Origin of the sequence: Paenibacillus sp. MAEPY2, assembly GCF_000499205.1 — a bacterium.
In the GTDB taxonomy this organism is placed as follows: domain Bacteria; phylum Bacillota; class Bacilli; order Paenibacillales; family Paenibacillaceae; genus Paenibacillus; species Paenibacillus vandeheii.
Genome location: NZ_AWUK01000016.1, coordinates 22874 through 37343, shown reverse-complemented (window position 1 = coordinate 37343; position 14470 = coordinate 22874). Strand labels below are relative to the sequence as shown.

Annotated in this window: 9 protein-coding genes; 8 read left to right on the top strand and 1 reads right to left on the bottom strand. The window is 40.1% G+C overall.

What is annotated here, in order from left to right; genetic code table 11:
* The first annotated feature begins 55 nt into the window (after positions 1-55).
* From P364_RS36180 to P364_RS0114485, 3 genes are all read left to right on the top strand, one after another.
* Positions 56-616 carry a hypothetical protein gene (locus tag P364_RS36180; RefSeq protein WP_024630826.1) on the top strand — a complete coding sequence of 187 codons (561 nt, stop codon included), beginning with the start codon at positions 56-58 and terminating at the stop codon, positions 614-616.
* 569 nt (positions 617-1185) lie between these two features.
* Positions 1186-2568, top strand: a complete 1383-nt coding sequence (locus P364_RS0114490) for a helix-turn-helix domain-containing protein (RefSeq protein ID WP_024630825.1) — start codon at positions 1186-1188, stop codon at positions 2566-2568.
* Positions 2569-2813: 245 nt separating this feature from the next.
* Positions 2814-3416: a hypothetical protein gene (locus P364_RS0114485; RefSeq protein ID WP_024630824.1), complete on the top strand. Its 603-nt coding sequence runs from the start codon at positions 2814-2816 to the stop codon at positions 3414-3416.
* A 466-nt stretch (positions 3417-3882) separates the two neighbouring features.
* On the opposite strand, the gene P364_RS0114480 is transcribed toward P364_RS0114485, so the two are convergent.
* On the bottom strand, positions 3883-4314 hold the full coding sequence (locus tag P364_RS0114480) for a DNA-directed RNA polymerase subunit alpha C-terminal domain-containing protein (RefSeq protein WP_024630823.1): 432 nt from the start codon (positions 4312-4314) through the stop codon (positions 3883-3885).
* 180 nt (positions 4315-4494) lie between these two features.
* Here P364_RS0114480 and P364_RS0114475 point away from each other — a divergent pair, with 180 nt between their 5' ends.
* The 5 genes from P364_RS0114475 (at position 4495) to P364_RS0114445 (ending at position 14406) form a co-directional block, all read left to right on the top strand.
* A complete protein-coding gene (locus P364_RS0114475) occupies positions 4495-4725 on the top strand; it encodes a LexA family protein (protein WP_024630822.1) in 231 nt (76 codons plus the stop codon).
* Between the two features lie 581 nt (positions 4726-5306).
* A complete protein-coding gene (locus tag P364_RS0114465) occupies positions 5307-6395 on the top strand; it encodes a DUF4238 domain-containing protein (RefSeq protein WP_024630821.1) in 1089 nt (362 codons plus the stop codon).
* 146 nt (positions 6396-6541) lie between these two features.
* Complete coding sequence (locus P364_RS0114460) at positions 6542-7780, top strand: DNA polymerase IV (protein ID WP_024630820.1); 1239 nt, start codon at positions 6542-6544, stop codon at positions 7778-7780.
* On the top strand, positions 7777-8142 hold the full coding sequence (locus tag P364_RS0114455; protein ID WP_024630819.1) for a YolD-like family protein: 366 nt from the start codon (positions 7777-7779) through the stop codon (positions 8140-8142). Before P364_RS0114460 ends, P364_RS0114455 begins: the two co-directional genes overlap by 4 nt.
* An 837-nt stretch (positions 8143-8979) precedes the next feature.
* A complete protein-coding gene (locus P364_RS0114445) occupies positions 8980-14406 on the top strand; it encodes an OmpL47-type beta-barrel domain-containing protein (protein ID WP_081717990.1) in 5427 nt (1808 codons plus the stop codon).
* Positions 14407-14470 lie beyond the last annotated feature (64 nt).

The window sequence follows — 14470 nt, the reverse complement described above, 5'->3', positions numbered from 1 at the left end:
ACTTCTATATGGATATAAATGAGATTAACTATATCAATAGTAAGGGGCGATTGGAATGAAAACACGCAAAGATATTTGGGGAATTGAAGAAGATATTTTATTAGCACAGACAGTCTTACTCCACATAGAATCCGGAAGTACTCAATTAAAAGCTTTTGTTGAGGCAGCAGAGAAACTTTATCGAACGAAAGAGGCTTGTGGCTTTCGATGGAATTCTACACTACGAAAACAATACAGCGATAAAATTGAAGAAGCTAAGGCCAAACGTTCGCAAAACAAGCATATTGTTTCAATTAATCATGCAGAACTAGAAACACCTAAACCAAAAGAGGATCTGGTAACAACAAATACAGTGGATGTGCATCCTAATTCTTCCGAATTCGTTAACGATATTAACGACACAATTAGCTTTATAACTAACGAGTTAACTAAACTTAGACAATTAACCGTTTTATTGTCTGATGAATTAACAGAAGCAAACCGCTTGAATACTCAGCTTCAAGAAAAATATACGCAACTTGAAAATGATGTTCTTAATGCGGTAGATACAAATTTGTTAATTCGCCTGGCTAATGAGATTCGTAAAGACCATGAAAGTGAGCGTATTACCGGATAAGACTTCTTTAAGGAACGCTGGGTGAAAGAGCCAGAGAAGACTGCATTAAGAAAGACACATCGTTACTTTGATGTGTCTTTCTTTTTTAATATTTCCATTCATCAATTACCCTTGGATCAACCTTTAAGATTTCACAGATGACCAAAGCAAGTGTTATGTTTGGTGATACCAGACCCTTTTCAATTTTTTGATAATTCCGCAAAGAACATTTAGTATAATTACTGATTTCCCATACTAATGATTCTTGAGTGAAATTAGCCGATTCTCGGGCGTCCCTCAATTTCAATGCAAGATCTCCCTTTTTACGTATAATGATAGAGGAGATTCAAATTATATATCACGTAATATAATACGCGTACTATATTGCACGAATTATTTGTCATGTATATAATTAGTGATTGAGTACAGTAATCGTTACTATTGTATAGTTCTTACTGTACGAAACGATGTAAATCGTGTTAGATCGTATTAACTACTGCGTGCAGTTGACCACTGTTTAATTCACTAATATACTTTAATTGCATTTTTAAGCCAAATTATGTTTTTTTTATTTTTAAGGTGGTGTTGTCTTGGAATCTCCAGAATTCATTCAGTCATCATTGATATCATATATGGAAAAACATGAAATGAAGGTTTCCCATTTTGCAGAACAATCCGGCTTAAATTCAGGAACATTGAGCCGTATCTTGCAAGGGAGGCCCATCTCCTTTAATCAGTTGGTTGCGATTACTGCAGGCATGGGTTTGCCTGAAGACACATTCTTTTCGTCTTACGTCAATATTTGCATCAAACAACCGTCTTTACGAAGAATAGGACCATTTTTATTAAAATGTGCGGAACTAAACCGAATGGATTGCATTCATAGTTTAGCATCAGCCTATTGGGACAATTTAAGCTACGTTAAAGTTCTTTTTGATTATGCTGAAGATTTCTATGCTCAGGGGAATTTAAAAGCCGCTGAAGTTATTTATGAAATGGTTAGCGAAGCTGAAAAAATGCAACACTCGGAAAGGTTGGCCCTTTGTCAGTATCGGTTATTTGACATTAAGCTAGGAGAAAACTTAGAGGAGAATCTTAGGCTAGCAGCACAATTTGAACTTTATATAAGCCGCCTGGATGAATCCTATCAACTCGATGCATTGAAGCAACTCATGCATGTCTATGGCTCTGTACATAAGTGGATCAAGGTTGATGAACTAGCCAAACTGATGTTAGATAGAGCAAAGATTCAATATGATTTACAGTACAATACGTCACTCAGGAGGAAGGAGAAGCCCCTATCGTCACGTCCAACCTATTATTACATTCTATATGCTTATTTAGCCCGCTCTACTGCAAGTGAGCACTGTGGGGATTATAATAGGGCATTACACTTTGTGGGTTTATACTCTACTGCTGATGAATGGATTAAAGAAACGGATGAAGAAGCTCAGCGGTTTATTTCTCAGTTCCAAGAATGGGGAGTAGCAAATACTTACTTGTATCGCTTAATGGCTGGTGAAGTAGATATTCTAAATGAATATGCTGATTACATAGCCTCTCATGAGGATGAGATCTATATAGCTCTTCAGAATATTATTCAAGCAGCAAATAAGTATAGAATGAACGTAGACCATGTCCTTCACAGATTTTCAGAACACATTCTTCCGACCCAACAATCAGAATATAAAGCGATAATCTTAAATGAGAGCAACGCTCAATTTTTGAACGAATTGGCTGTTTATTATTTCAATGAGAAAGAAGATTACGATACTGCCTTAAAATATGTATTAGAAAGTTTTGACGTTTCTATTAGAATAAATAGTGTAAAAAACCTAATTAACAGTATGTCCCTCTTCGAAATGTATCGGGAATGTGCCGGTAATGAGGCGAGGAAAAGGTTTAATCAATTGACTAGTGAGGTGTATAAACTTAATGCTCAGAAAATTGAAGTATCTCTTGGTCCTATCTAGTGTAGCCATTGCTTCTTCGCAAATTCTAACTACCATGGGTCATGGCTGGGGAACCTAGATCCCAACCTGTATAATCAAACTCAGATGTTTTTCTTATCCACCAGAGCTGCCAAATAAGGTAGCTCTTTTTCTTGTTGTAAATTTCGTAAAACAAAAACAATAATAATGTATATCTTGGTTTACATTTTGATATCATGATGATATTATGCAGATACAATCATTTGAAAGCAGGTGTGCCAAAACACATGTCAAAAGAAGAGATTATCAGTACATTTAAAGTGTTTAGAGAAACACTTGATATTCCTATTCAAGGCGAACCGGTTTATACATGGTTTTGGATTCCTATTGCGTTGTTCTTCATTCTCGTAATTATAGGGATAATCTATGGGATTCACGAATTCTTAGATTTTGATGATTGGATTGGAGCAGTAGTGGCGGGTGTATTCATTGGTTTAATAGCAGGACTGTTTAGTTATGCCATATATCAAGGAACCAATAAACCTGTTGAACTTACTGAAGCATCCAAACAAGCTGAAATCGCAAAATGGGTCAGTGAACATATTGTAAATGATTACATTCCCGCATTGCCGTTGCTCCGTCTTCAGATAAAAGAATACCATTTTTCAAGTAAGGGAATTACAGTGGAATTGTCTGATACAAGTAATCAATCTGGAGAGGGAATTGTGTCATTGAAGGAAGATACTGATGTCAAATACATAGATATCGATGAGGCATACATTGAAGCAAAATGGGTTACCGGCCTGCCAGCTAAAATGGGGGTTGATGATGGCTTCTACGCTGCCACTTTATATCTACCTCAGAATACTCAAAAAATCTCAAGTAGATAATTTCAGTAGGTAACTATAACCCTGTGGAAGGCAGCCTCGTAAAAAAGATTTATTAGTCAAAGTTGATAAGAATAGTATTATGATAAAAACATCGAAATATGTAGGGACTGATCCTTATAATATCGTACTCAACCTTAATGTTGGAAAAAAGGTGGAATTAAAAAATCCCGAAATAGTAATAACAGGGATCTATCCAGAAGATAATAAAATTACATAAACCACTGTGGTAGATCAGTAAGATTAGTATCTAACAAAGAAGATGATGGTTAAAGATTTTAAAGAATTGTATGAACCCTGTTATCACTTATAACTTTTTAATTTCAAAAGAGTATGTGTATCTTGATTAGTCATTAAAATATAGTGTATATCGATTCCACCAAAAAAGCCGTCAACCTCTGAAAAGGTGGCGGCTTTCTAATGAGGCGGCAATTAAAGAAAAATTAGAAATAACTACAAGAGCTCCTATCTAAGAGGGCTCTTTTTCTGTTAGTGATTGTAGAGCACGTAGGATGGCTAGTTGACTTCGATCCCCTAAGTTACGGGTACAGGAAATTTGGTAGATCGAAAGATCCATAAGTTGATTCATGGAGTTGCAGCCTCTTCTCTTTAAAGCATTAATTACCCTTATGTATACCCGTTCTTCAAAACTTCCAAAAAACTCAGTTACATTCATCATCTTGATTTGCATAGGTAGGTCTATAAAATCTTTTAACAATCTGTCATCATTCTTCTGATTAAAAAACCAATCGAATTCTAAACACTCACATGCTCTATGGGATGAGTTAATAGCTTCATGAATCAACTTAATAGCTTGTTCGCCAATGGGTGAAGCAGATTTTTCAGGGAATAATGACTGTATGTACTCCAGGTGTGCCAGATCCAATGAAACCTTAGGCATTAAATACTCTCCTTTTCATTTTTTTATATTGTATCACATGAATAAAGTACAAAAATATATTGTGAAAGGCAGTAATTCGTTACGAAAGATGCTGCCGTTTTTTAGGTTGCTAAATAAAATTTATGGTATAATACAAACACATGTTCTTATAATGTTATACACCTAAGGAGGATCTGACTCATGCTGCAACTTACCCAGAGAGAAGAGGAAGCCTTTCAGGCCATTAAAGATTACTATCGTGATAATGGGTATCCTCCAACAACACGAGAACTTGGTGATTTGCTGGGTTTGACCTCATCTTCCACCGCCTATAGTTATTTGGAACGGCTTGAGAAAAAGGGGTTTATCACTCGGAAAGAAAGTATTCCACGTAGTATCCGGATTTTGGAACAGAATTTCTACGAAAGTTAAGACATTTCACTTCTTCAAAAAAAAATTTGATCTAAACTGATTAAGAATCAGTAAGTGGCGTGACCTAAATATTTACTTATTATATAATTTACCTAAAGTCGAATGTACTGGAGTGATCGATAATGAATGGCCACGGAATGGGCGGATAAATTAAAACTTAATGATCTTGAAGCACGATTACACTTAAAAAAGAAGGGAAGGGAAACTTCAAGTGAGTAATCATGGTATAGGGAGCTAACCTACGAGTGTAAGTGCTACTTAATAGGATGTAGTTGAATTTATATGTTTATAGTGTGTTGAGAGGGGAATTACAGAGATGAATGGTCATGGAATGGGAACATAAGAACTTTAGCACCAACGTATCTCGTTAAATTGCCCGATTTAAGGTGGGAAATTATTAACTGAGAGCGGCTGCTAGAGATTGAGTAATTGCATAAAATATTGAAGCTAAACTTCTATTTAGCAAACTTAATTAGACAAGCTGCAGTTTGGACTACGACGAAACTACCGGTTTCCCATCGGAAATTTGTCGCATTCAAAGTCGCTATTAGCGGCTTTTTTATTTTTGAGGAGGAGATTCTTTGACAGTACAATCAAGCCAACCTGGAGGAAAGCAACACGTTATACCAGCAGCTCACATTGCGAATTTCTCCAACAATGAGACTATTCCACGTAAACGAAGCCGCCCCGTTTTCTTTAGACGAGATGGGATGGAAACGGCCGTTCCAGTAAAAGCGGGCAATGTGGGGTTTAGAGAGCATATTTATACCATTCAAGATACAACTTATCTCGATGATGAACGATATGTTGACAGAACGTGGACCTATGTAGAAAAAAACTTATCATTAGCTGTTCAAGCTCTAGAGCAACATAAAGGAGGACCAACTTTTGATGGAGTATTATGGGTAACAGTTCTAGTGCCCTTCGTGTCGCAACTCTTTTGTCGTGGAGAAGATTTTGAAAAATTACTCTTCGATCGAGCACCATCATTAGAACTTCTTAATAAACAGTTAGAGTTTAATAGTCAAGACAACACCAATATGAATAGACTCATTGATTTTCAAATTTATTGTGGTTTGTTTTGCAATGCAGAATGGAGAGTGTTACATAACAGAACTGATATCCCATTTGTTCTTAGTGACTTAGGGTATACAACGATTAATGCAGATCGGTATGGATATGGTAGAGGAAAGGGATATTTTATTCCAATCTCAAAAACGGTGGCTATAGTAATAACTCAACGTCATCCCATTAATCAACAACCGAGTAATCTATATGGTAAAAAAATTATGATGATTCATGGACCGGTAACAGATAAGAACAAAGTAAAATTGTTTAATAAACGAATAGTAAAAAGCGCACATGTGGAAGCGTATGGTCCGTCCAAAGAAGTTTTAGATGAAGCTTGGGGAGAAAGGGCTGTAAGAAGAAAAGAAGCGCCTGCAGGAGCATCATTAATACAGAGCCGATTAGTGGATGCCCTTAAAATTCAGATACATTGGAAATGGATGGACCTTTTTGACATTCCACCTTCCGTTCGCAAGGAAGTTTACGGGGGCCGAGTTATTGAATTGGCTGAGGGAATGGTAGAGAGTAAGGTTCCACAAGCGATTGTATACAATGAGAAAATGAAAAATAGCTTCTATACCATGGTATACAAGGAATTATAAGCGACGACCAGCCACTGAGCTGGTCGTTTTTTTGATCTAATTTAGACGTCTCCTTGAAAATATAAAATTTACCTCTTGCATAAGGAACGTGCGTTCGGTTTATAATATATACAAACATACGTTCTAAATGTACAGGGGTGATTACCGTGACTAAGCAGCGAACCATTATGCTTATTGACATGCAGTCGTTTTATGCTTCAGTCGAAAAGGCAAAAATGCCTCAACACAAAAACAGACCTTTAGCTGTGGCTGGTGATCCAGCAAGACGTTCCGGAATTATTCTTGCCGCTTGTCCGTTAGCCAAAGCTAAAGGTGTTTCTACCGCTGAACCTCTCTGGCAATCTCTTCAGAAATGTCCTGATTTAATCATTGTAAAACCTCATATGCAGGAATACATCGAAGTATCTACCCAAATCATGTCTATAATTGAGGAGTTTACAGATCTGGTCGAACCGTACAGTATAGACGAATTATTCGCTGATTTTACAGGGTCTATGCATCTCTTCGGCAATGATCCAATGGATTTAGCTAAACAAATCCAAGACAAAATCTATAACGAGACTGGCGTTTATGCTCGAGCCGGCATTGGCGAAAACAAAATCATAAGTAAACTATGCTGCGACATGATTGCTAAAAAAGTTGATGGAGGTATATTCCACTTAAAGAAAGAGGAGTTGCATCTTCACATTGGAGACAAACCCATCCGTGATATGTGGGGTATTGGCTCAAGGATGGAAAAACATTTATGGAAGATGGGGATTCGTACTATTAAAGATCTTGCGAATACGCCGTTATCTAAACTTAGAAGTAAGTGGGGAGTAAACGGAGAAGTTATCTGGAGAGTAGCCAATGGACTCGATAATTCACCGGTAACCGTCGACACCCATAGTACACAAAAGGATATCGGGAACGGAATGACCCTGCCTAGAGACTATGCGGAGGCCTGGGAGATCGAAGTGGTTATACAGGACATTTGCACAGAAGTCTGCAGAAGGGCCCGTAAAAAGGGACTTATGGGTAGTGTGGTGTCTTTAAGTGTGTCTGGGGCCGATTTCGACCATCCAACAGGGTTCCACAGGCAAGTTAAACTGCCTGACCCTACAAACATAACAGTTGATGTATGCAAGATAGCTAAACGCATATTCCATCACTACTGGGACGGGCAACCTGTACGGCGTGTAGGTGTATCCCTTTCTCAATTATCCAACGCGGATACATATCAACTATCTTTCTTTGATGATCAAGAGCAGAAACGGGCCATTGATCAGGTAATGGACGACATTAAGGATCGATTTGGCGACATTGCCATACTAAGAGCAAGCTCGATTACGGCTGCCGGTCAAGCGATCGATAGAGCATCTAAGATTGGAGGACATTACAAATGAGTAAAAAGCTTGAAGCCAATGGGTTATGGGAGTCGAACCGGATGATGTTGCCGCAACATAAAGAACGAATTAATGAGCATCGGACACAGATTCATTATCAGTCCAAACCGCATATTCATGAAGATGAGTGGGAGATCATTGCACAAAATTTAGAGATGTCGCTAAATTATACTTTATCAGCAAACTTTGAAGTTTTTAACGAGTCGGGTAACTGGTATCTGCATGGGATTGTCACGTCCATTAGTACGATGGGAAAGAAAATCAAGATAGAGATGGATAATGGGTTTGAATTTGTTGATTTTGATCAATTGGTTTCGGTAAAACTGGAAGGTGGAGGCGAGTACGGTGAGGCAGACTTCTGAACAACTTGCTCTCGTAAAGAAGGTTGTAGAACTCCCGTATTTATTGAGTTGTCTAGAAGTTGATAAAAATAAAATTTCGTCTTCAAATTTTAAGATGAAATCCGTGTATGTCGATTATCTAGACAATACTCAGAAGAAGATTGCCTTAGAAATGTACAAAACAAAATTAAGTCTAAAGAAACATCAAATAAAAATCATTGAGGAGAGTAGATCCGATCTCAGTTTATCGGTAGACTACTCCATAAGAGGATACCAGCATAAAATGACATTGTTGTGGAGTAAAGTTAAAGTAGACATTACCTTAATGCTTACAGAGTACATGAACGTTGATATTACTGAATTGCAAAGTTAAACTTATTGATAAAAAATTTATTCATAACAATGTATATATCTGATCAGGAGGGATATGCTATGACTATGACCATTTTTCCCTCTCTCAGTTTGATGGGTATGCCGATCCTTGATAGATGAGGATCGGTTCTTTGTGTTAAAGTTGGACACTTGAAGGACACTATCTCGGATAAAGCAAATCAATATGAGTCAAAATTTTAGAATCTATAAATTTCTCTTTTTGTTGATTGGATGGAAGTTTAAATTGATTTTAGATGTAAATCAAGATATACTTATAAACAATGAATTGAATACACACTAACACTACCGTAGATGCGGCGTGCTAGAGTTCTCTTATTTTGTGGAACTCTCAGTATGCCGCTTTTTTGTTTTTATCGAAAGGAGGTTTTGTGCTCTCAGTGATGCGACTGTGAACAATAGGATTGAGTTACTGTCTACTATTATTAATCAATTAGTTCTTTAGAGATTGAATAGAAAGGAAAAGATATGAAGAGAAAATCATTGATTCTGTTTGTAATAGCTGCCATGATATTCAGTTATTTTCCTCCTCCACCTGCTTCTGCGGCTACATACGCATGGGACACATATCATACTGAATCTTACCAAACTGGCGGTGGATATTATCAGTCCTATCAATATTGTACCCAATACACTCAGCCTCCTGGTGGAGGTACTGCAACATGTACGGCATACGCAACTGGGCAGCAATGGGTAAGCCCAACGTATTCATCTAGAGAAGTCTATGACGGGAGAGTCACTGCACAAAGTAGGAATGCGTATCCCGACAATGGATACTCCGGTAGTACAAGGTACGTATATTACGGGATTCTCAACAGTAACCCGGTAATTCAGATAACTCAGACTAACCAATTAGGAAGTGCAGGTAATGTGAGTATTACAGGGACTGTGTCAGATCCGGATAATGATAACGTCGTTGTTTCCGCGACAATAAATGGCGTGGAGAAAAATGTTACAGTTACCGGTACAGCGAGCACTAAAACATGGTCGTTAACATGGAGTGGAAGTCAACTTGCTGAGGGAGCTTATACAAACATTGTTGTTAAAGCCACTGACCCTAATGGTGGCGTTTCAACAGCTAACTACACTGGGCAAATTTTGATCGATAAGACAGCACCTACAATTCCTAGTGTAAGTTTGTCCGAGACAGCTTGGACCAAAGCACCCGTAACTGTTACGATCACTCCGGGAACTGATAAAGCCGGCGGAAGCGGAGTTAAGGGAACGCAATACCGAATTAACAATGGAAGCTGGGGTAATTGGCAAGATTACAATGGTTCCCCGTTTCAAATAGATCAAGAAGGACATACGACCATTGAGACAGCAACCACCGATAAGGCGAACAATACTGGTGCTACGGCTTCAGCTGTCGTTAAAATAGACCGCACTGGACCGAGTAAACCAGGAATTACTGTAACACCTAGTGGGGACTGGACGAAAGAAACAGTATCGATCGTTCTAACGCCAGGTGTTGATACCGGTGTAGGGACAGAGAAAACACAGTATAAGTTGAATAATGGCTCCTGGGAGGATTATAAGGGAACCATTGTTTTACAAGATGAGGGTGTTCATGAGTTAACGGCTGTGTCAATCGATAAGCTCGGAAATGTAGGTACAGAATTACATCAGACCATAAGCATTGATAAGACATTGCCGAGCCGTCCGGATGTATACCTGTCCAATGATTCATGGACGAATACAAACGTAACACTTGTTGCTTCAGATGGTGCCGATGCTGACAGCGGCCCAGATTATACCGAGTTTACAAGAGACGGACAAACATGGACGAAGTATATAGCGCCTGTAGTTATTCAGGATTCGGGGGAGTGGACATATCAAGTTCGCACCGTTGACAAAGCAGGAAACATTGGAGAATCATCCCAAGTGATTGCTAAAGTCGATAAGGAAGCACCAGGTACACCAGAACTGAATCTAACTTCAGATAAGCCTACTCAAGATCCAGTTGAAATCACATTGATCGATGGGCAAGATGATCTGAGCGGGGTGGCCAATAGCCAAGTCAAAGTGGGAAGAGGTAACTGGGAGCCATATATAGGTCCTGTACAAGTGGATATTGAGGGTATCACTGATGTCTGGGGCCGGACAATCGATAACGCTGGAAATGTTAGTGCAGAGGCACATGCGCAGGTATTTATCGACCGCACAGCTCCAACAGCTCCAATACACACCGTCTCAGATACATCCTGGTCCAATCAAGACGTATCTTTTGAGTTAGGCGGTAGCCAGGATGCAACCGATGTCACATATGAATACAAAATTGGAAACGGATCGTACCTTAGCGGTGACCGGGGTACTCTGACGGACTCTGGAGAATTTATCATCACTGCTCGGGCAGTAGATGCAGTTGGGCTTACGAGTCCGGAAATCAAATTTACCATTCAGATAGACAAAGAACTCCCAGAAGTAGTACTCGGACCTAATGGCCTGAACTGGTCTACACAGGGCACTGATGTACAGATTACGGCAACAGATCGTTTATCTGGGGTGGCCGATCCAATCTATTATGAGGTAAGTCAGAATGCTACACCAAGCGGTTCATGGCAAACACTGCCTAGCAATGGACAAGTGAGTGTGGATGATGGAGAAGGAACCTGGTTTGTTCATACTCAAGTTACTGACCATGCCGGCAATGTTGGAACACATACATCCAATCCATATCAGTTGCAAGATGTACCAGATGTTCCTACGTTGGATGCGACTGCGCTGAGCGCGTCCGAAGTTAGACTGCAATGGAACCTACCAAGCAATCGATATACGGATGGTTACACATACACAGTCAAAAATTTAAACACAGGTAAAGAAACAACATTGGAATATCCGGCAAGTGAATATATCGATCAGCACCTGGTAGGTGGGGAAAATTATGCTTACCAATTGACGGTAAACAATCATGTGGGGTCAGCTGAAGCGCGCACCGAAGTGCTGACAAATCCGGACAGCCCGTTAGTGAATATTAACCCTATCTACCGGACGCCTGGTGAGATGAATGTAACAATTGATCCAGTCCAAAGTGCGACGGAATACAGATTGGTACTGACTGATAATCAGGGGCAGACTCGACAAGACACAGTGATTTCGGACACACAACACACTCTAACTGGCTTGAATCCGGGTAGTCTATATACGTTGCAAGTTCAGGCAATAAATGCAACAGGAGCAAGCGTAGCAACTAGCACCGGCTTTTTGACCTTACCATCTACTCCAATGGGATTCACGTCAGTAGAGATTAAAGAAAACAGCATTACGACCCAGTGGCAAAGCGTAACCACAGCCACATACTATGATTTATACCAGGGTGATACTCTGGTGTTTAACGGAGGAGATCAAGACCTTAGCTATGAAGATACGGGACTTGAATCAGGTACAGCGTACACTTATACAATTGCTGCTGGTAATGAGACTGGTGAGGGAGAGGTATCAGATCCGTTGAACTTAATGACGTTACCCGCTCAAGATAAATCCTTGAACTTGTATAGCTACAGCACTACAGGATTTACAGCGCAATGGAATGGTGTGCAAAGCGCACACACGTACCATCTACAGGTGTTTGATCTTAACGGACTTCCAGTAGCAGATTACCAGGGACCAAATCTTCAGTACACCGTTACTGGACTAACAGCGGGCACGGAGTACACCGTATCACTTGTGGCAATTAACAACACTGGTCAAGGTAAGGCCCAATTGATTCGAACATTAACCTTACCAGAGCAAGTTGGATCAATTCTGGTGAGTGACATTGAGGAAGTACAAGCCCAGGTACAACTGAGCTCAGTCACAGGAGCGTCCTTCTACAAGATTGAACTGCATGATGGTACTCAGTTTATCTCTTCTGACGTACATTACGTAATGCGGCAGCTGAAGGGCAGCACAGCATATACAGGTACTGTGCAAGCAGGGAACAATTCGGGTTTCGGAGTACCACTTTCCTTTAACTTTACGACGAAACCAGCTCGGCCATCTAGCTTGCAGGTTCAGACAGTAGGCGAAAGAGAGTTGGTACTGGGCTGGACTGCAGATACAACAGCTGAGAGGTACTGGGTGACGGATGAGCAAGGAAATCGTGTAGAGGTTACAGAACCGTCCCTTCGGATATCCGATCTACAGCCAGGTACCGAGTATCAATTTTCAGTAGCTGCCGAAAACGTAACTGGCATGGGTAAACCATCCGAGATTATGTGGAGCACAAAAACCGAGGCACCGGAATTACTGCAGGTAGATGCAGATTATACTGAGGCATCTCTGACATGGACAGAGCCACATGGATCCATGCGGTACTTGCTGAAAGATGAAGCTAATGGCCATGTATATTACAACGGATCGCAAGCAGCTACACAACTGATCCAATTGCAAGTTGGCCATGCATATGATCTAACATTGTACTCAATTAATAAGACCGGAGATGCTTCTGAAGGCGTTCAGGTACATCTAGTTACCAAAGCTGAATTAAATGAAGCTAATGCGAAAATTACGGAGGTTAAGTCCACATCGGTAACGATTGAGCTGAAGACGGTGGGACAAGCAATTCAGGAATACGTGATCTTACGTGATGGACAAGAAATTACCAAGGTGGACGCCGGTAGCGGAGAAGTAATCTACAAGGATACGGATTTGCAACCAGGAACGGCTTACGAATACGAGATTAAGCCAGTAAACCAGGGCGGTGAAGGCCAAGGAATCAAACTGATCACAACCACGGCCACGGACCCAGTATCCGTCAAAGACTTGGAAGTAGAGAGCTGGAACGATTGGGTTGAAATTCGATTCCCAGAAGTAGATCACGCTCAAGAATATGTAGTGATCGATGAGAAAGGAACGGAGTTGTGGCGTGGAGACACGCTGCCGATCCGCATTGATGGCTTGGAACCAGGAACGTCGTATCCAGTGCATATAATCGTGGAGAATAGCGATGGTGTTCCATCAGAGAGCATACTTGTAGAGCTGTGGACGTTGCCACTAGCTCCAAGTAACATCACAGCGACAAGCACAACACAAACTGTGACGTTAGATTTTATACAAGTAGATACGAAAGGCTTTACGTCTCTGGTCATCTACCGCAGCGGCAAGGAAATTGGCCGAGTAAAAGCCGGACAAAAACATTTTTCAGAAACAGGTTTGGATCCCGCAACCTCATATGAGTACAAAATTAAAGCTTTGAATCCAGGCGGTTTGAGCTTAGAAGAAACAACCGTTTCAGCTTCGACACAGTCTGTACCGACCATCACAAATCCAAATCCATCTTCGAATACTGAAGAGACTAAGGAAGAGGAAAATGAGATTAAACCAGACGACAATGTAAGTCCAGGTAACACAAATTCAGATAAAGATATCTTCAAAGATATCTCAACTAATTTTGCTAAAAATGAAATTGAAAGCTTAGCCAAAGACGGTATAATTAAAGGCATTTCATTCGAGATGTTTGCTCCAGATAAGCAGATTACACGAATGGAATTCGCAGCATTAATTGTACGCACCATGTCTGCTAATCCTGACGAGTCAATCACATTAACCTTTCAGGATATAAAGGATTCTGCTTGGTACGCGAGAGAGCTAAATGCAGCTATCGTAAATGGGATAGCAAAAGGTTTTAGTACACTCGAATTTCGTCCAGAGGCTCTTGTAAATCGTGAGCAAGCTGCTAAAATGCTAATCAATGTTTTATTAAGTGAAGGGGTAGCACCTGGAGTAACTATACAGCAGTTTTCTGATGAATCGGATATTTCAGTATGGGCTGCCGAGGATGTAAAGATGGCTATGGAACAGCAATTAGTAAAAGGATATCCAGATAATACTTTCAGGCCTAAACAGGGTCTAACACGTGCAGAGGCCGCTACACTAATTTATCGCCTTCGAGAGCTTTTATTACAAAAAGCTTAAGTAAGATGAAAATCAAGACGCTCCCTATCTTTGATGAGGGGAGCGTCTTTTTTAGTTTATACAC